Source organism: uncultured Gulosibacter sp., assembly GCF_963509965.1.
Taxonomy (GTDB): Bacteria; Actinomycetota; Actinomycetes; order Actinomycetales; family Microbacteriaceae; genus Gulosibacter.
Genome location: NZ_CAUPDE010000004.1, coordinates 1 through 18,052, shown reverse-complemented (window position 1 = coordinate 18,052; position 18,052 = coordinate 1). Strand labels below are relative to the sequence as shown.

Here is an 18,052-nt window from a genome sequence, read left to right as displayed (position 1 = left end):
GATGCTGAATGGTGACTGCCGCTCGAAGCCGTGTCGTGGCAGACACGGTAACCTCAAGCTATGACCGAATCATTCGATATCCCCGTTATTGGCCCTCGGCCGGTTCAGGCGCATCCGGGCGATGCGGGGGCCGATCTGGTGTCGGCAATCTCGCTGCGACTCGCGCCGGGGGAGCGCGCACTGGTGCCCACCGGCACGAGTGTCGCGCTGCCAGACGGCACAGTTGGGCTGGTGGCGCCGCGTTCGGGATTGGCGGCAAAACACGGCATCACCATCGTGAATGCCCCGGGCGTGATCGATGCCGGTTACCGCGGAGAAATCAAGGTGTGTCTGCTCAATACCGACCGCGATGAGGCATATGAGATTGCTGCTGGCGACCGAATTGCCCAACTGCTGGTGCTACCCATTCCGCACATTACCTACCGGGAAGTAGCGCAGCTACCAAGCGGTGTGCGCGGCGAATCTGGTTTTGGCTCAAGCGGTTACGGGCAGCGCGCGTAACCGGGGCGGAGTAGTTTAGACACAGTGAGTGTGCAGGAGAGGTTTCATGGGACTTTTTGACATCTTCAAGCGCGAAGAACCTACGGCAAAGGCCGACCGTCTCGTCATCGAAGATGAAGACACGACCGAGGTTGACGAAGAACTCGAAGAAGAAGAAGAACTGCTTCGCGACAAAGAGGCACCCGAAGACCGTGAAGAAAACGGCCCCTTTGACGAAGATGATGACCAGAACGTCGGTAATGTGATCGACTTCGGATCGCTTCGGATTCCCATGGTTGAGGGGCTCGGCCTACGGCTCGAAGTGCAAGAACAGACCAAGCGCCTGGTAGCGATCGCACTTGATCACGCCGGCTCGAGCGTGCAGGTGCAAGCTTTTGCGGCCCCGCGTTCGTCGGGGCTGTGGGCATCGGTGCGCGAACAGCTCGTCGAACAGCTCAGCAAACAAGGCGGCACAGTTGTCGAACGCGACACCGAACTGGGCACTGCGCTATACGCTAAGGTGCCGGTGGTTGCCGGTGGGAAACCCGAACGTCGAGTTGAGTTCATTGGGGTGGACGGGCCGCGCTGGTTCCTGCGCGGGGTGATCACCGGGCAGGCAACTGTAGATGATGAGGCGCATCGAAAGCTCTACGAGATCTTCCGTGGCCTGACCGTGGTGCGCGGCGCGCATCCGGTGCCGCCGCGTGACCTACTGCCACTGAAGGTGCCAGAAGTGATGGCGCAACAGATGGCCGCGGCGCAAGCCGCAGCTCATGCGCAGCAGGACGCAGCGCTCACCCCCGAGCAACAGGTCGAAAAGCGCGCGCAGCAGAAGGTTCGCGACCAACTGCGCAAACAACAAAACGGTGGCGAACGGTAGTGTCGACCGGTCCGCAGCCGCTCGACTCGGCAGCCACTGCGCCAAAATCTGGCGCTACTGAGTCGGAGTCGAAGTCGACGGCTGATGCAAGCCGCAACGAGCTGCGCGACAAACTCACTGACGCGGCCCGTGGCAGCGCCATTGGAAGGGCCGCCGAGGGGGAACTGAGCGGAAAACAGGTGCTCGAAACCTTCGGCGGCTGGTTCGGCATCGTTGAGGCTATTGTTCCGAGCCTGACATTCGTGTTGCTTTTCCGGTTCGTCGGTGAGTTGAGCCTGGCCGTTGCCGTTCCGGCAGCGCTTGGTGTGCTGGCCATCATCGTGCGCTTGGCGCTGAAGCAACCGGTTGGTGGCGCGGTTGCGGGCCTGTTTGGGATGGTCGTGAGCGGTTTCATCGCCATCGTTACCGGTCAGGGTGTCGACTATTTTGTGCTCGGTCTGTGGATTAACGCGCTGTGGAGTGTCGGGCTCGCGGTCTCGATCGCTTTCGGTTGGCCGCTTGCCGGTGTGGTGGTTGGGCTGCTGTGGCCCGAACTTGAACACTGGCGTCGATCACGTCGGCAGCGGCTGTGGATGCACGGCCTAACACTCATGTGGATGGGCGTGTTTGTCCTTCGACTGCTGGTGCAGGTGCCGCTCTATCAGGCGGGTGCGGTTGAGGCGCTTGGTACTGCGCGCATCGTCATGGGTGTGCCGCTGTATGCGCTCGCCGTCATTCTCAGTGTCATATTGGCGCGGGTGTGTGCGCGCCGCGTCGCTGATTCTGGAAAAACCCCATCAGCCAACATCAACACCAAGTAAGATATCTTGATATCGAGATAAATGAGATCGAAGGAGTATCCGCATGAGTGCAGTGAACACCTTCGGTGCCAAAGACGTACTCAACGTTGACGGCACCGATTACGAGATCTATCGCATCGACAAGGTCGCCGGTCACGACAAGCTGCCCTTCAGCCTCAAGGTGCTGCTTGAAAACCTGCTGCGCACCGAAGACGGCGCGAACGTCACCGCCGAGCAGATTAAGGCGCTTGGCGAGTGGGACGCTTCGGCCGAGCCCAACACCGAGATTCAGTTCACTCCGGCTCGCGTGGTTATGCAGGACTTCACTGGCGTTCCCTGCATCGTCGACCTGGCTACCATGCGTGAGGCAGTTGCCGATCTGGGCGGTAACCCCGAGGTGATCAACCCACTTGCTCCGGCCGAACTGGTTATTGACCACTCGGTGATCGCCGAACTCTTCGGCAGCTCAGCCGCGTTCGAACGCAACGTCGAAATCGAATACCAGCGCAATGGTGAGCGGTACCAGTTCTTGCGCTGGGGACAGACCGCATTCGATGACTTCAAGGTTGTGCCGCCGGGCACCGGTATCGTGCACCAGGTCAATATCGAGTACCTGGCGCGCGTCACCTTCGTGCGCGAGAAAGACGGTGTTAACCAGGCCTATCCCGACACCCTTGTCGGCACCGACTCGCACACCACTATGGTCAACGGTCTCGGTGTGCTCGGCTGGGGCGTTGGTGGTATCGAAGCTGAGGCCGCCATGCTCGGTCAGCCGGTTTCAATGCTCATTCCCAAGGTAGTGGGCTTCAAACTCAGCGGTACGATCCCATCGGGCGTCACCGCTACCGACGTGGTGCTGACCATCACTGACATGCTGCGCCAGCACGGTGTGGTGGGCAAGTTCGTTGAGTTCTACGGTGAGGGCGTTTCACAGGTGCCGCTTGCCAACCGCGCCACTATTGGCAACATGTCGCCCGAGTTCGGGTCGACCGCGGCCATGTTCCCGATCGATGACGAGACGCTCAACTACCTGCGTTTCACAGGCCGTGACGAAGCTCAGGTGCGCCTGGTCGAGGCCTACGCCAAGGAACAGGGCCTGTGGCACAACCCTGCCAACGAACCCAACTATTCGGAGTACCTCGAACTTGACCTGTCGACCGTGGTGCCCTCGATCGCCGGCCCATCGCGTCCGCAAGACCGCATCCTGCTCAGCGAGGCCAAGGATGTGTTCCGCGAGACCCTGCCGAAGTTTACCGACGATGCCAAGGTTGACGGTATCCCCTCGAAGCCTGTTGAAGTAAACAACGGCGACGATACTTTCGTGCTCGACCACGGACATGTCGGCATCGCCGCGATCACCTCGTGCACCAACACCTCGAACCCATCGGTGATGATGGCTGCTGGCCTGCTCGCGCGTAACGCTGCCGAAAAGGGGCTACAGCGTAAACCCTGGGTGAAAACCACCCTCGCTCCCGGGTCGAAGGTCGTGACCGAGTACTACCAGAAAGCGGGGCTCACGCAGTGCCTCGATCAGCTCGGCTTCTACCTCGTCGGCTACGGCTGCACCACCTGTATCGGTAACTCGGGACCGCTCGATGCACCCATCTCGGATGCCATCAATGAGAACGACCTCGCCATTACCGCGGTGCTTTCGGGCAACCGCAACTTTGAAGGTCGCATCAACCCCGACGTGAAGATGAACTACCTGGCTTCGCCGCCGCTGGTGGTTGCTTACGCGCTGGCCGGCACGATGGACTTCGACTTCGAGAATGAACCGCTCGGTCAAGATCGCGACGGCAACGACGTCTACCTGCGTGACATTTGGCCAGACGCTGCCGAGGTGCAGCAGACCATTGAGTCGGCAATCGACACCGAAATGTACACCAGCGAGTACGGTTCGGTGTTTGAGGGTGACGAGCGCTGGCGTTCGCTGCCGACTCCCACCGGCGCCACCTTCGAATGGGATGCAGAGTCGACCTATGTGCGCAAGCCCCCCTACTTCGAGGGCATGGCACTCGAGCCCGCACCGGTTACCGACATTTCCGGTGCCCGGGTGCTCGCCAAACTCGGCGACTCGACCACCACCGACCACATCTCGCCCGCAGGTTCGATCAAGGCGGATTCGCCCGCAGGTCGCTATCTGGCCGACAACGGTGTGGAACGTAAAGACTTCAACTCGTACGGTTCGCGCCGCGGTAACCACGAGGTGATGATTCGCGGTACGTTCGGCAATATTCGCCTGAAGAACCTGCTGCTGGACGGTGTCGAGGGTGGCTATACCCGTGACTTCACTCAGGCCGGCGGGCCGCAGGCGTTCATCTACGATGCCGCCCAGAACTATGCCGCCCAGAACACCCCGCTGGTGGTGCTTGCAGGCAAGGAATACGGAACCGGTTCTTCGCGTGACTGGGCCGCTAAGGGCACCCGTCTGCTCGGCGTCAAGGCCGTAATCACCGAAAGTTTTGAGCGTATTCACCGCTCGAACCTGATCGGGATGGGTGTTGTGCCGCTGCAATTCCCCGAAGGGCAGTCGGCTGAATCGCTGGGGCTTGACGGCACCGAGGAATTTGCGATCAGCGGTCTCACGCAGCTGAACGAGGGCGTGACCCCGAAGACGGTGCGCGTGGTGGCAACACCCACCGCCGACTCGCCCGAGGGTAAGGAACCGGTCGAGTTCGACGCAGTAGTGCGCATCGACACGCCCGGTGAAGCCGACTACTACCGTAACGGTGGCATCCTGCAGTACGTGCTGCGTTCGCTAGTTCAAAAATAGCGACACTATCGCAGTCGCACGCCGCAATGGGCGCAACCAGATTGGTTGCGCCCATTGCGCATACAATGAACTCTTGCCGTGCGACGACCACGCATCAAAGATGTTGCGTCGCTCGCGAGTATTTTTGTTGCGTAAGCACCGCAGGAAGGAGACGTCATCATGAGTGATTCGCTACTTCCGCGCATCGACAGCCCGCGAGATTTGCGGGAGCTCAACTCGAAGCAGATGCAGGAGCTCGCCCAAGAGATCCGCACCTTCCTGGTTGAAAACGTGTCGCGCAGTGGCGGGCATCTCGGCCCGAACCTGGGTGTGGTTGAACTGACGCTCGCCATCCACCGCGTCTTCGACTCGCCAAGCGACGCGATTATTTTCGACACTGGTCACCAGTCGTATGTGCATAAGCTGCTAACGGGGCGACAAGACTTTTCGAAGCTGCGTGAGCGTGGCGGGATCGCCGGATATCCACAGCGCTCCGAATCGGAGCATGACGTCGTTGAGTCATCGCACGCCTCGAGCTCGCTCAGCTGGGCCGATGGCATCTCACGTGCATGGAAAGCTTCGGGACAGGACGACCGCACGGTTGTCGCCGTGGTGGGCGACGGTGCGCTCACCGGCGGGATGACGTGGGAAGCGCTGAACAATATCACCGACGACAATGATCGACGGCTGGTGATCGTCGTGAACGATAATGGCCGCTCCTATGCCCCGACAATCGGGGGTATTGCGCGCTTTCTCAACCGGGTGCGCACCGACCGCGTCTACACGAGTCTGCAATCAAGGTCGAAGAACCTGTTCTCGAGACTGTTCGGTAAGTTTGGTCGCGGTATCTTCCGCGCTACTCGCGGCGCCCTGCACGGGTTTGCATCCCAGCTGGGGAACACTGCCGGGCTGTATTCTGATCTCGACATCAAATACCTGGGACCCATTGACGGGCACGATCAGCGGGCGATGGAAGAGGCACTGCGATTGGCCCGTGACTATGGCAAACCGGTGATCGTGCACGCCATCACCGAGAAAGGCCACGGCTACGAGCCGGCCACCAGCGACAAGAACGACCAGTTTCACGCAGTGGGGCAAATTGACCCGATCACCGGCGAACCGGTTTCGGAATCGTCGGGACAGTCGTGGACGGGTGTCTTCGGCGACGAGATGGTCAAACTCGGGGCCGAACGAGACGATATCGTGGCCGTGACCGCGGCTATGCTTCGCCCGGTCGGGCTTGCGCCCTTCGCAGAAGCTTTTCCCAACCGCGTTTTTGATGTGGGAATTGCCGAACAGCACGCGGTCACCTCGGCCGCCGGTATGGCGTTCGGGGGACTCCACCCGGTGGTGGCGCTCTATGCGACATTTATGAACCGGGCACTTGACCAGGTGCTGATGGATGTTGGGCTGCACCGGGCCGGGGTGACATTCGCACTCGACCGCGCCGGTGTGACCGGCCCGGATGGCCCCAGTCACCACGGCGTTTGGGACCTGTCGCTACTACAGCTGGTGCCAGGTATCCGCATCGCCGCACCACGTGACGCCACTCGTCTGCGGGAAGAGCTGCGCGAAGCAGTTGCGGTGGCAGACGCGCCCACCGTGGTGCGGTATTCGAAGGGCAAAGTTGGCGACGAAATAGAGGCTGAACTGCGCTTCGTCGACGGCGTTGATCTGCTGCGACGCGGCAGTCGACCGGATGTGCTGATCGTCGCGGTTGGGCCGATGGCGAAACTCGCCCTGGCAGTCGCCAACCTGGTCGAACAACAGGGAATCGGCGTCACCGTGATTGATCCCCGCTGGGTGGTTCCGGTGCCCGAAAGCGTCATCGCGCTGGCTCGACACCACCGACTGGTGGTATCGATCGAGGACGGCATTGTGGTCGGAGGTATCGGCACGCGCATCAGGCAAGATCTACGCGCCGCCGAGGTTGAAGCCACGGTCACCGAACTTGGGCTGCCCGACGAGTTCATTGATCACGCCAGCCGCGATGAGATTCTTGCCGATGTGGGGCTTGCGCCCCACCAGATTGCCATGAACATAGTGGCGCAAGTGCTCGGCTCACGCGTGCCACACGCGCGTCCCGAACCAGCCCAAACCGAGACCCAGGCGATCGAAACTGTGGTGCAGCAGCTCAGCTCACCCGAGCCCTCGCGTTTTCGTGACCGCTGACCGCTCAAACAACAATACGGCGGGGCCGAACCCACAACCACTATGAGTTCGGCCCCGCCGTGTTACCACTGCTGCGCTAGCTGGCAGCCTCGCGGGTTGCGGCACCGAGAATCTTTGGGGTGTGGAATGTGCCCCCAAACACACGCTCGGATGCGCCGATGCGGTCGAGATAGGGGGTGAGCCCACCGTTGATGAGCGGGAACCCGGCCCCCAAAATTAGGCAGAGGTCGAGATCTTCAGCGGCGGTGACCACCTGCTCATCGAGCATGATCTTCACCTCATCAGCGAGCGCGTTCTGCGTGCGTTCGAGTAGTTGCTCGGCAGTGAGGGGAGAGTTCCCCTCCGATCCCACCACGGCTTGCAGTTCGCGTGTGTAGCCAGTGACACTTCCCTTGCCGTCACGCTTGAGCAGCTTCGCATCACGATCGGCCAGATCGTGCAGACTGGCCGAGTCGAAGAACCGGTCGGGGTACGGCTCGTGGTGCGAGCGCAGCACATGCGCACCAACTTTCAGGCCGATCAATTCGAGCAACGTGAACGGTGACATGGGCAGTCCCATCGGTTCCAGCGCCGTGTCGGCTACCTCGGCACTGGTGCCGGTGTCGACCGCGTGCATCACCTCACCGAGCATGCGTGCCAAGAGTCGATTCACGACGAAGCCCGGTCGATCACGGACGATGACCGCATTCTTCTTCAGCTGTTTGGCGACAGCCATTGCCGTTGCCAGTGTCTCATCGCTGGTGGAATCCACCTTCACCACCTCAACCAGCGGCATGACCGCCACGGGGTTGAAGAAGTGGAAACCGATGAGCCGCTCGGGATGCTTGAGCGGCTCGCCAATCTCGGCCACTGAAAGCGAGGAGGTGTTCGTCGCCATGATGGCGTCTTCGGGAACAATCTCTTCAAACTCGCTGAACACCTGCTGTTTGACGCTGAGCTCTTCAAACACCGCCTCGATTACCCAATCGCAATCAGCAAACTGCTGACGATCGGTCGTTCCGGTGACCAGGCCCTTGAGTCGCGCATGGGTATCGGTACTGATGCGGTTCTTGTCGAGCAGCTTGTCGATTTCGGCCTGCACCGAGGCCACACCGCGGTCGACACGCTCCTGATCGAGATCGGTCATCACCACCGGCACTTGCAGGCGCCGGGCAAACAGCAACGCGAACTGACTGGCCATCAGTCCGGCACCGATTACGCCAACCTTGGTGATCGGTCGGGCGAGCGCGCTATCGGGGGCACCCACTGGGCGTTTCGCGCGCTTCTGCACCAGGTTAAAACCGTACATTGATGCCATGAACTGGTCGCTGGCAACAAGATCGCCCAGCGCCTGATTCTCGAGCTCGAAGCCGGCCTCGCGGTCGCCCTTTTTTACGGCGGCGAGGATTTCCAGCGCTCGGTATGGGGCCTGCGGCACCTCACCGATTTTTTGTTCGAGTGACTTGCGGGCAATCTTGATCGCCGCATCCCATTTCACGGCACGTTCGAGTTTGCCGGGCTCGTTCGGACGCTTGACCTTTTCACCATCAAGCACCGCAGTGATGAACTTGAGCGAATCTTCGATGAAGTTCACCGGGTTAATCAGACGGTCGAACAGCCCCAGCTCGTATGCTTGCTCAGCCCCCAGCATGCGGTTCATCTTGAGCGGGTTCTCGATAATCACCCGCAGCGCGTTCTCGATACCAATCAGGTTGGGTGTGATGGTGGCACCACCCCAGCCGGGTACGAGACCCAAGTAGGTCTCGGGAAAAGCCACCGCCGGGCAGGAAGAATCGAGCACGCGATAGTCGCAGTGCAACGCCACCTCGAGCCCGCCACCGAGCGCCATACCATTGACCAGCGCAAAGCTCGGCACCCCGAGCTTGCTGAACAGGCCGAGCGTGTCGTGTCCGAGCTCAGCCATCTGCCGCGCGGCAACCGTGTCGGGAATCTGACCGACCAGCGACAGGTCGGCACCGGCGGCGAAGTTGAAACGCTTACCGGTGACCGCAACAGCATGAATCTCACCGGCGCCCGCTCGCTGCGCGAGCGTAACCAGCAGCTCACCCAGCTGTGCGAGCGTGTTTGGGCCGAGCGTGTTTGGGCGTTTATAGTCCTGGTTGTTGTCGAGCGTGATGAGTGCCAGCGTGCGATTTCCGGGCAGTGGCACATCCCGCACCTTCGATTCGGTGATGACCTCATCCTCGGCAGCCTGCAGAATTGCCGAGTAACGGTTGCGGTTAAAGAGTTCGTTCGTCATGCGATCTTACCTTCCCACTCGAGCGTGACGCTTGCCGTTCCAGTGCGGGTTCTCCCAAATCACCGCACCACCCTGGCCGAGCCCCACACACAGGGCGGTCAGGCCGTATCGCACCTCGGGGTGCTCAGCAAACTGGTTCGCCAACTGCATCATCAGCCGCACCCCGCTGGCCGCCAGGGGGTGCCCGAGGGCAATCGCGCCACCGTAGAGGTTAACTGCCGGATCATCATCGGCAAGGCCGAATGCATCCAAGAACGACAGCACCTGCACTGCAAACGCCTCATTGAGCTCAAACAAGCCAATATCGTCGATGGTGAGGTCGGCGCGCCGCAGCGCTTTTTCGGTGGCGGGAACCGGCCCGAGCCCCATAACCTCGGGTTCGACACCAGCAAATGCAAAGTTGACCAGACGCATCTTCGGGGTCAGTCCGAACTCTTTCACCGCAGCACCCGAGGCGAGAATTGACGCGGTGGCACCATCGGTGAGCGGTGAAGCATTGCCCGCGGTAACCCGACCGTGCGGGCGGAAGGGGGTCTTGAGCCCGGCGAGTGCTTCCATCGAGGTGTCTGGGCGCAGCTGCTCGTCATGAGTGGCAAGGCCCCAGCCCGCATCAGATTCGACCGCAACCGGCACGATATCCGTATCGAACTTACCGCCCTGCACGGCCGCAGCCGCTTTGCGCTGCGAATTGAGAGCGTAGCGGTCGGCCCGCTCCTTGGTGAGCTCGGGGAAACGGTCGTGGAGCCGCTCAGCCGTTTTGCCCATGTAAAGCGCGTCTGGTTCTACGAGCTTCTCGGCCAAAAACCGCGGGTTGGGGTCGGCATCGAATCCCATCGGGTGACGACCCATATGTTCGACACCACCAGCGATGATCACATCGTAGGCGCCGGCACGGATACCCGAACCCATAGTGGTCACCGAGGTGAGTGAACCGGCGCACATTCGATCGATGGCAAGGCCGGGAACCGTATTGGGCAGACCCGCCAAGATTGCGGTGGTGCGACCGAGGGTCAGCCCCTGATCACCCTGCTGCGTGGTGGCGGCAATAGCGACATCGTCGTAGCGATCCAGCGGGATCGTTGCGTTGCGATCAACAACGGCACGAATTGCTTTCACCGCAAGATCATCGGCGCGGGTGCGTCGATACATCCCCTTGTCGCCGGCACGACCAAACGGTGTGCGAGCCCCATCAATGAAGTACGCATCAAGCGCGCTGTACTGAGCCAAACTGCCTCCTTGCAGGTCGGTGCCGTGCGATTGAACGGCAGAGGTGGACTCTCGCAGCCTAGCTTTCCTGGGCTACGGATTCCTCAACATCTTGGCGGGAAGCTACAAAAGCATCCCAAATGACTGGTGCGGTAATGGCACACTGCCAATTCCGTGCGCCGAGTGCCCGCAATTGTTCGGCAATCGCTGCTTCGCTGTTACCGGCCGGCTCCCACGCCACCCGGCGCAAGATTGCGGGAGTGAGTAGGTTCTCGGTGGGCAGGCTGAGCTGCTGTGCCCGTGCCGCAACGGCCGGCTTTGCCGTTTTGAGTCGGGCATCGGCTTCGGGGCGCTTCTGAGCCCAGGCACGCGGTGCGGGCATGGCATCTTTCGGCCGTGATTGGCGCTCAGGCAGTGAATCGGTGGTGCGACCACGCTCAATCGCTTCCCACCAAAGGTCAAGCTGTGCGCGTGATTTGGCGCCGGTGAACGATGGCAATGCCGCTAGTTGCTGCTTGGTTCGCGGCATGGCCTTCACCGCCTCAATGAGCGCCCGATCGGGAACAACACGGCTCGGCGCAGTGTCGGTTTCGCACGCAAAAGCATCGCGAGCCAGCCACAGCTCACGTGCCACCGCAAGCTGGCGAGGACGATGAATGGTGTGGATGCCCGACAGTCGTCGCCAGGGTTCCTCACGTTTGGGGCGCAGCTCGCGCTTGAGAATATCGGCGAACTCTTCGCTCGCCCACTCGCTTTTGCCAGTTTCACGCAGCTCAATGGTGAGCCGATCCTTAACGTCCAACAGCAGCTCAACATCAAGCGCCGCGTAGACCAGCCACTTGTCAGGTAGCGGGCGCAGCGACCAATCGGATGCCGAGTGTGCCTTGGCAAGTTCAATACCGAGCAGTTCTTCCACTACGGCACCGAGGCCCACGCGCGCTTTACCCAGCAACCGCGACGCCAACTCGGTATCAAAAATCTCCTGTGGGTCGAGCCCGATCTCGCGCAGGCTCGGTAGATCCTGGGTAGCGGCGTGCAGCACCCACGGTTCCGAGTTGATGACCTCACCCAGCTGCGCCAGCGAGCCAAACGGAATCGGGTCGATGAGCAGTGTCCCAGAACCACGGCGAAAAAGCTGCACGAGGTAGGCGCGGTCGGAATATCGATACCCAGCAGCCCGCTCGGTATCGACGGCAATTGCCCCGCTACCGGCTGCGATGCGCGCAATCGCCGCATCCAGCGCCTCGGGGGTATCGATTACCTGCAGCTCACCCTCATCGAGCCGCTTCGCATCAAGCGCGACCATGTGCCTTTCTCAGTGTCTGCAATGACGGAACATCGCGGGTGTCAACCGGCGGTAGGCCGGCCAACATGCACAGCAGCTTCGACCAGCCCTCAAGATGCGCACCAATATCGGGGGTGCGTGGTGTCCATGAGGCCCGCATCTCAATCTGCGACCCCTGACCCTGCGGTGACAGCTCACCGAAACCACGCGAGTTTACGACGGTGACCGTGCCGGCAGGATAGTCATATTCGGCATGAGCGTCGGTGAGTGCATCCACCAGCCACGACCAGGCAACCTCAGGAAGCATGGCATCATCGCCGATATCGGTCTCGAGCGGTGCCTGCGCAAAACACACCACGCGGAACTCACCGCGCCAGGCCTCCGGCTGAGACACATCGTGCATCAGAATGAATCGGCCGGTTCCCAGCGGTGAGTCACCGTGCCGGTGCTCGGGGGCCACATCGGCTGCGAGTGCGATAGCGTTCGGTGCAAGCCCTTCTGGTGGACGAATTTCTCGCACGCGCAGATCGCTGCGGAACTCAATGCCTCGAACGCTTTCAACAGCGGCATCGAACTCGGCAGGAACCGGATGCAGACTTACCACCACACGGATGAGGTTAAACACCCGCTCATCTTGGCACCGAGCGCCACGCCGCCGACTGTCGAACTTGCTCACTACTGTGGAAGCACAGCAGACGGTGCCGCCGGTAGCGAGACAGTGTGAAAAGTACTGGTTGTTAGAGAACAGGATGCGTCACATGAAACAGCAGCGAACCCTTCAAGCCGCTACCGCAGCTGCGGCGGGAGCCGCCGCGTTTGCGGGGGCGCTGGTCGGTACCATCGCCCTGAGCCTTGCACGCCAGGTTGTGACGCTGCCGTCGAAACCCCGTGAGCCCGTTCGGGTGGTTGAGATTCGCCCCGATCGCGACGCTGGCGCGACCGGCGGCACCGTGGTGCTGGAGCGCACGATTGAATCACACGCGCTGGGCGAGTTTACGATGCTGTGGGCACAGGGGAGAGGGCGGGCTCGACTGCTCGAGCGCCTTGAGACGACCGAGCGCACGGTGACGCGACGGTACCGGGATGTGCGTGGCACAGAATTTTCTGGAGTGCGGGCGGTTCGGCTCGCCTCGGCCCCGCAGCTGGGGGTCGAAGATCTCGGTTTGCCCTGGAGCGAAGTGGCGATTCCAGGCGAAGGGGGAGAGCTACCAGGCTGGTTTATTCCAGCGGCAGCCGAGAGTAGCGATTGGTGTATTCATATTCACGGTCGCGGTGCGACGCTCACCGAACCGCTGCGCACGGTGCCGCTGGTGGCTGAACGAGGTTGGCATTCGTTGGTGATGCAGTATCGCAATGATCCGGGTGCGCCCACCGGCCAGAACGGAAAAACTGCGCTGGGACTCACCGAGTGGCGTGATGTGGATGCGGCACTCGAGTGGGCCAAATCACGCGGGGCGCGCCGCGTGGTGCTGGTGGGGTGGTCAATGGGCGGGGCAATCGCGGTGCAGGCGGCGCTGCGTTCGGTGCACGCCGATATGATTGTGGGCCTGATGCTCGAGTCTCCGGCACTTGACTGGTATGAAACGTTGATCTGGCAGGCAGGCCGATTGAATGTGCCGCCGAGCATCGCGAAGCTTGGTATTCGGCTACTGGGGTCGCCACTTGCACGGCCGCTATTGGGCACCGAAGGGCCGCTTGATCTTACCGAATTGGATGTGGTTGCTCGCGCACCGCAGTTGCGCTGGCCGACACTCGTGCTTGCATCAACGGGCGACACCGTGGTGCCGGTGAGTGGTAGTCAGCGGCTGGCGAAGGCTCGGCCAGACCTCGTGACCTATGAGGAGTTCACGAGTGCTCGGCACACGCGGCTGTGGAACACTGACCCCGATCGCTGGGAGGCGGTAGTGGGGAAGTGGTTTGATCGGCTCGCCACGCAGGCATCCGATAGTCTCGTTCACGGCCGTGTGGTGTAGCGCGCAGTTTGGGGCCTCAGTGTCTCGCGAACAGTCGCTGGTACACGTAGCCAACCGAATCGACGGCGAGTAGTTCACGACGAAACTCGGTGCCTCGCCCCGAACCGGGTAGCGACGGCGCCGAATCGGGAGCGAAAACGGGTGCCTGGGTGAGACACACCTCATCGAGCAGTCCCGCATCCAAGAACTGGTTGATGAGCCGATTTCCGCCCTCAACCACGAGCTGGTGCAAGCCTCGCTCGCGCAGCTCGTGCAGCACATCAGCCAGCTGGATGCGCTGCTCGGGTGCCGTCAACGGGATGATCGTGGCACCGGGCATACTGCCCTGGACGCGCCTGCTGGCCCCGGCTGGGCAACATACGAGCACCGATGCAGCCGCCTCAGCCGGTGTGATTCGGTGCCCGTCAAGATTGCCGCTTGCGGTCACAATGCACAGTTTCGTTGGGGCGGTGCTGGTGTGCCGTTCTTGGCGCACTGTCTGGGCGCCGACGATGACGGCGTCGCTCATCCGCCGAATGAGTTTGAGGATGCGCCGATCGGCACGGTTTGAGAGGGTGTCGGAAGTGCCATCCGACCCGGTGACCCGGCCATTGAGCGAACCGATCATATTCATCCGCATCCAATTGGGCTGCGGTGGCCGATAGAGCTCTTCGAGTCGGGCGTCGGTGTCGCTCGCTTTCAAGTCGATGGTGAACTCGCCTGCGTCACCGGGAACGATTCGCAGCGAATCCGGGTCGGGCATAGATTCGGTGATCGCGCTCACGCGCTGCGCTCCGCGACCTGCCGCTTGACTCGAGTGAGCATCCCTACCATGCCGTTGAGGCGCAGCGGTGATACCAACTCGGTAATGCCAAGCGAAAACGGGAAATCTACCGGCAGGGCGAGCACCGATTCGACGCTTGCTCCGGCGAGCCCCTGCACGAGCACCGAAGCAAAACCGCGCGTGGTAGGGGCCTCAGCGGGAGCCTTTGCAAACACCGCCACCCTGCCATCGTTCACTTCGACGGTAATAAACACCGGCGACTGGCACTCAATAACGCGCTCAAACTCGGCATCGGAATAGCGTTCGGGCACCTCTGGTAACTCGTCTGATAGCTCGAGGAGTAGAGTTAGCCGCTCACTGGCGGGAAGCGCCAAGAAGTCATCACGAATCGAAGCGAGTTCTGCGGGCAAGACGATGTCGGTCATAGCGCTAAGCGTAGTGGGCAAGTGTGAGCGGGCCCGTTAACGGGCGGGGGCTTCGCCGGGGGCGGTGCCGCGCACAATCGGAGCACCAACGAGCGAACCCCATTCGGTCCACGAACCGTCATAGTTGCGCACATCCGACAGCCCCAGCAAGAAAGTGAGCACGAACCAGGTGTGGCTCGATCGCTCGCCGATTCGGCAGTAGGCGATCGCCTCGGCATCGCCAGGGGTGAGGCCGGCACCGCTGAAGTAGATGTCTTCGAGCTCGGCGCGTGAGCGGAAGGTTGAGTCTTCGGCAGCCGCGCGCGACCAGGGCACACTTTGCGCGGTGGGAATATGGCCAGCGCGCAGTGCCCCTTCCTGGGGGTAGTCGGGCATGTGAGTGCGTTCGCCGGAGTATTCCTCTGGGCTGCGCACATCGATTAGACGGCGTCCCTCGCGTAGCGCGGCGAACACATCGTCACGGGTGGCGCGAATTGGAGCATCATTGCGTTCTACCACCGGGTAGTCGCTGCGCTGACGCTCGGGGCGTTCGCGAGTAATCTCTCGCCCCTCGGCAAGCCACTTGTCGCGGCCTCCATCAAGCAGTCGCACATCTTTGTGCCCGAAAAGCGTGAACACCCACAGCGCGTAGGCGGCCCACCAGTTCGAGCGGTCACCGTAGATGATCACGGTGTCGTCGCGTGAAATGCCGCGCTGTGACATCAGCTCGGCAAAGCCGGCGCCATCGACATAATCGCGCATCACCGCATCATTAAGGTCGGTGTGCCAGTCGAGTTTAACCGCGCCGGGAATGTGGCCGGTTTCGTAAAGCAACACATCCTCATCCGATTCAACGAGCACGATTCCCGATCCCGCTGTTGCTACCTCATCAAGCCGGTCGGCAAGCCATCCCGTTGAAACCAACCGTTCGGGATGTGCATACTCGGCAAACTTGCCGCTGGGGTCGATGGATGCAGCCATGAGTCTCTCCTTGAAACGATTCGCGGTGACAACGGGGTTGTGCGGACGGGGTTCGCGATCGGTGACCGTCCCTCAGTAAACGAGTATGACAACGCTTTGTTGATGGTCGTTATTCCCGCGGGCTCGGTCGTGACAAGCGGACGCTAACCTGGAGTGGGTGTCTAAGTCGGGCACCAATCTGTCATACACAAGTTCAGGAGCGTTACATGGCCGAAGGCACTCTCGTGCATCTGATTGATCGCATGCCCACCATGACCGCCGAGCAGATGGTGCAGGCACTGGTGCCGCCGCCCCAGTTCGCAACGGCAAGCTTCGATAACTATCGTCCCGACCAGAGCTATCCCTCACAGGCCGAAGCCGTAGAAATTTGCCGTGGTTTTGCCGGCACAATCGGCGGCCAGCAAACCGGCCGAGGGTTTTTCTCGCGACTATTACCGCGCAAAGACGGCCATATTAAGGCGGGTGTTTATCTCGATGGCGGTTTCGGGGTGGGGAAGACTCACCTTTTGGCAGCCACCTGGCACGCAGCTCGCGGACGGAAGTATTTCGGAACCTTCATCGAATACACCTCGCTGGTGGGGGCGCTCGGCTACCAAAACGCGGTGAAGGCACTTACCGGTACCAAACTCATCGCGATTGACGAGTTCGAGCTCGATGACCCCGGCGACACCATGGTGATGTCGAAGCTGCTGGGTGAGCTGGTTGCTACCGGCACCCGCGTTGCCGCTACCTCGAACACCCCACCGAATGCGCTGGGCGAGGGGCGATTTGCCGCTCAAGACTTCCTGCGCGAAATTACCAAGCTCGCGGATGTGTTTCGCACCGTGCGTATTGACGGGGTCGACTATCGGCGTCGTGCCGTTGAGGGGCGGGCCACGGTCACCGCAGCCGCTGAGCTTGAGCGACTCACCGAAGCGCGCGTGGCCGCGGGGCAGACGGTTGCGCGCGACGGATTCCGTGAGCTCATCGACCACCTTGCCAAGGTGCATCCCTCGCGATATGTGAAGCTTATCGACGGTGTCGATGCGCTCGTTATCGATGCGGTGAGTGAACTCACCGATCAGTCGGAAGCACTGCGCTTTGTGGCCTTCATCGACCGGGTCTATGACGCGCAGATTCCAATCATTGCCTCGGGAGAATCCCTTGATGGCATATTCGGTGGCGGCATGATCGACGGTGGCTACCGCAAGAAATATTTGCGTTCGGTGTCGCGCCTGATCGCGTCGACCGGAGCTGCAGTCGACTCCAACCCAGACCAGTAGCAACAGGCGCATCCCGTTTTGTTTGGGATGTGCAAACGAGCGTGAGCACCAACACCTTCACTAGGCTAGGGTGGCTACGTAGTTCACGTATCTAGAGGAGATCTTCATGAAACAGTGGCGCAAAGTTGCCATTATTCCCGCACTTATTTCGGCACTGGCGCTGACCGCGTGTGCTGGCGCTCAGCGGCCCTCGGTTGAAGAAATCAAGCAGGCTTTCCACACAGCAGCAGGTGACTCAGCCGCGGGTGACCCCGAGGCGCTCGACCAGATGTTTGAATGCATTGCGAAGGAGCTTCACGGGTCGGAAATCTCAGACAAGACGCTGAGCGACATGGTGAAGGACGCCGAGGCGGGTAAGAGCCGCACCGCCTACAGCAGCGAGGAAGAGAAAGAACTCGCCGAGAAGGTAGCCAGTGAAGCCAGCGAAAAGTGCTTGGCTGAGGTCATGGGGAAGAACTAGCCGCAGCTGCGCTGGGTAGGTTCCGCTCGAAAGCAGTTGAGGCGCTGGTGAACACCAGCGCCTCAACTTGTTGGTGGGCGATGCCGGACTCGAACCGACGGCCTCTTCCGTGTGAAGGAAGCGCGCTACCAGCTGCGCCAATCGCCCGTAGACAAGGAGCAATGCTGCCACACAATTGTGGGCGAGTGCAAATCGTGCTGTCGTAACGGCGTGAATCGACGCGGTTGCCTCGAAGGCTGGCGTGTTCGCTGGCGCCATGCGCAACGCGCCGGAAGGTGTGGGGGATTTGTGTTTCTCGCAAAAGTTGCGTTAGAGTCATCTACGCGCTGAGCGACATCGCAACAACGTGTCGTGCAGAGCAGTGCGGATGTAGCGCAGTTGGTAGCGCATCACCTTGCCAAGGTGAGGGTCGCGAG

General features: G+C 61.2%; 15 protein-coding genes and 1 tRNA gene. 8 read left to right on the top strand and 8 right to left on the bottom strand.

All coding sequences use genetic code 11. The annotated features are described in order from the left end of the window. Positions 1 to 60 precede the first annotated feature (60 nt). The 5 genes from dut (at position 61) to dxs (ending at position 7,063) form a co-directional block, all read left to right on the top strand. The gene (gene dut, locus RQ865_RS04290; RefSeq protein ID WP_311477833.1) at positions 61 to 501 is read left to right on the top strand and encodes a dUTP diphosphatase; all 441 of its coding nucleotides are present in this window, start codon (positions 61 to 63) and stop codon (positions 499 to 501) included. A 46-nt stretch (positions 502 to 547) separates the two neighbouring features. Beyond that, complete coding sequence (locus RQ865_RS04285; RefSeq protein ID WP_311477831.1) at positions 548 to 1,360, top strand: DUF3710 domain-containing protein; 813 nt, start codon at positions 548 to 550, stop codon at positions 1,358 to 1,360. Then, the gene (locus RQ865_RS04280) at positions 1,360 to 2,160 is read left to right on the top strand and encodes a DUF3159 domain-containing protein (protein WP_311477829.1); all 801 of its coding nucleotides are present in this window, start codon (positions 1,360 to 1,362) and stop codon (positions 2,158 to 2,160) included. The genes RQ865_RS04285 and RQ865_RS04280 overlap by 1 nt, the downstream gene beginning before the upstream one ends. Positions 2,161 to 2,203: 43 nt before the next feature. Next, on the top strand, positions 2,204 to 4,912 hold the full coding sequence (acnA, locus tag RQ865_RS04275; RefSeq protein ID WP_311477827.1) for an aconitate hydratase AcnA: 2,709 nt from the start codon (positions 2,204 to 2,206) through the stop codon (positions 4,910 to 4,912). A 159-nt stretch (positions 4,913 to 5,071) separates the two neighbouring features. Then, positions 5,072 to 7,063, top strand: coding sequence for a 1-deoxy-D-xylulose-5-phosphate synthase (gene dxs, locus RQ865_RS04270; protein WP_311477825.1), 1,992 nt, complete (start codon positions 5,072 to 5,074; stop codon positions 7,061 to 7,063). 76 nt (positions 7,064 to 7,139) lie between these two features. Here dxs and RQ865_RS04265 read toward each other — a convergent pair whose 3' ends face one another. Genes RQ865_RS04265 through RQ865_RS04250 form a run of 4 tightly spaced genes read right to left on the bottom strand, consistent with a single transcriptional unit; the run spans position 7,140 to position 12,418 of the window. Continuing rightward, the gene (locus RQ865_RS04265; protein ID WP_311477823.1) at positions 7,140 to 9,302 is read right to left on the bottom strand and encodes a 3-hydroxyacyl-CoA dehydrogenase NAD-binding domain-containing protein; all 2,163 of its coding nucleotides are present in this window, start codon (positions 9,300 to 9,302) and stop codon (positions 7,140 to 7,142) included. 6 nt (positions 9,303 to 9,308) lie between these two features. Then, positions 9,309 to 10,529 carry a thiolase family protein gene (locus tag RQ865_RS04260; RefSeq protein ID WP_311477821.1) on the bottom strand — a complete coding sequence of 407 codons (1,221 nt, stop codon included), beginning with the start codon at positions 10,527 to 10,529 and terminating at the stop codon, positions 9,309 to 9,311. 58 nt (positions 10,530 to 10,587) lie between these two features. Then, on the bottom strand, positions 10,588 to 11,814 hold the full coding sequence (locus RQ865_RS04255) for a ribonuclease D (protein ID WP_311477820.1): 1,227 nt from the start codon (positions 11,812 to 11,814) through the stop codon (positions 10,588 to 10,590). Beyond that, the gene (locus tag RQ865_RS04250; protein WP_311477819.1) at positions 11,801 to 12,418 is read right to left on the bottom strand and encodes a DUF3000 domain-containing protein; all 618 of its coding nucleotides are present in this window, start codon (positions 12,416 to 12,418) and stop codon (positions 11,801 to 11,803) included. Before RQ865_RS04250 ends, RQ865_RS04255 begins: the two co-directional genes overlap by 14 nt. A gap of 133 nt (positions 12,419 to 12,551) precedes the next feature. On the opposite strand from RQ865_RS04250, the gene RQ865_RS04245 reads away from it, so the two are divergent. Further along, the gene (locus RQ865_RS04245) at positions 12,552 to 13,766 is read left to right on the top strand and encodes an alpha/beta fold hydrolase (RefSeq protein ID WP_311477818.1); all 1,215 of its coding nucleotides are present in this window, start codon (positions 12,552 to 12,554) and stop codon (positions 13,764 to 13,766) included. Positions 13,767 to 13,782: 16 nt separating this feature from the next. Here RQ865_RS04245 and RQ865_RS04240 read toward each other — a convergent pair whose 3' ends face one another. From RQ865_RS04240 to RQ865_RS04230, 3 genes are read right to left on the bottom strand one after another with little or no spacing between them, the layout of a single operon-like run. Further along, a complete protein-coding gene (locus RQ865_RS04240; protein WP_311477817.1) occupies positions 13,783 to 14,529 on the bottom strand; it encodes a dihydrofolate reductase family protein in 747 nt (248 codons plus the stop codon). Continuing rightward, positions 14,526 to 14,954 carry a SufE family protein gene (locus tag RQ865_RS04235; protein ID WP_311477816.1) on the bottom strand — a complete coding sequence of 143 codons (429 nt, stop codon included), beginning with the start codon at positions 14,952 to 14,954 and terminating at the stop codon, positions 14,526 to 14,528. Before RQ865_RS04235 ends, RQ865_RS04240 begins: the two co-directional genes overlap by 4 nt. Before the next feature lie 36 nt (positions 14,955 to 14,990). After that, positions 14,991 to 15,914, bottom strand: a complete 924-nt coding sequence (locus RQ865_RS04230) for a sulfurtransferase (RefSeq protein ID WP_311477814.1) — start codon at positions 15,912 to 15,914, stop codon at positions 14,991 to 14,993. A gap of 206 nt (positions 15,915 to 16,120) precedes the next feature. Here RQ865_RS04230 and zapE point away from each other — a divergent pair, with 206 nt between their 5' ends. Beyond that, on the top strand, positions 16,121 to 17,176 hold the full coding sequence (gene zapE / locus RQ865_RS04225; protein WP_311477812.1) for a cell division protein ZapE: 1,056 nt from the start codon (positions 16,121 to 16,123) through the stop codon (positions 17,174 to 17,176). Between the two features lie 106 nt (positions 17,177 to 17,282). Continuing rightward, complete coding sequence (locus tag RQ865_RS04220; RefSeq protein ID WP_311477810.1) at positions 17,283 to 17,636, top strand: hypothetical protein; 354 nt, start codon at positions 17,283 to 17,285, stop codon at positions 17,634 to 17,636. A gap of 71 nt (positions 17,637 to 17,707) precedes the next feature. Here RQ865_RS04220 and RQ865_RS04215 read toward each other — a convergent pair. After that, a tRNA-Val gene (locus RQ865_RS04215) sits at positions 17,708 to 17,783 on the bottom strand. Positions 17,784 to 18,052 lie beyond the last annotated feature (269 nt).

Coding starts and splice junctions, on each gene's coding strand:
- dut (WP_311477833.1), top strand. CDS start 61: ATGACCGAATCATTCGATATCCCCGTTATTGGCCCTCGGCCGGTTCAG.
- RQ865_RS04285 (WP_311477831.1), top strand. CDS start 548: ATGGGACTTTTTGACATCTTCAAGCGCGAAGAACCTACGGCAAAGGCC.
- acnA (WP_311477827.1), top strand. CDS start 2,204: ATGAGTGCAGTGAACACCTTCGGTGCCAAAGACGTACTCAACGTTGAC.
- dxs (WP_311477825.1), top strand. CDS start 5,072: ATGAGTGATTCGCTACTTCCGCGCATCGACAGCCCGCGAGATTTGCGG.
- RQ865_RS04265 (WP_311477823.1), bottom strand. CDS start 9,302: ATGACGAACGAACTCTTTAACCGCAACCGTTACTCGGCAATTCTGCAG.
- RQ865_RS04255 (WP_311477820.1), bottom strand. CDS start 11,814: ATGGTCGCGCTTGATGCGAAGCGGCTCGATGAGGGTGAGCTGCAGGTA.
- RQ865_RS04245 (WP_311477818.1), top strand. CDS start 12,552: ATGAAACAGCAGCGAACCCTTCAAGCCGCTACCGCAGCTGCGGCGGGA.
- RQ865_RS04235 (WP_311477816.1), bottom strand. CDS start 14,954: ATGACCGACATCGTCTTGCCCGCAGAACTCGCTTCGATTCGTGATGAC.
- RQ865_RS04230 (WP_311477814.1), bottom strand. CDS start 15,914: ATGGCTGCATCCATCGACCCCAGCGGCAAGTTTGCCGAGTATGCACAT.
- zapE (WP_311477812.1), top strand. CDS start 16,121: ATGGCCGAAGGCACTCTCGTGCATCTGATTGATCGCATGCCCACCATG.
- RQ865_RS04220 (WP_311477810.1), top strand. CDS start 17,283: ATGAAACAGTGGCGCAAAGTTGCCATTATTCCCGCACTTATTTCGGCA.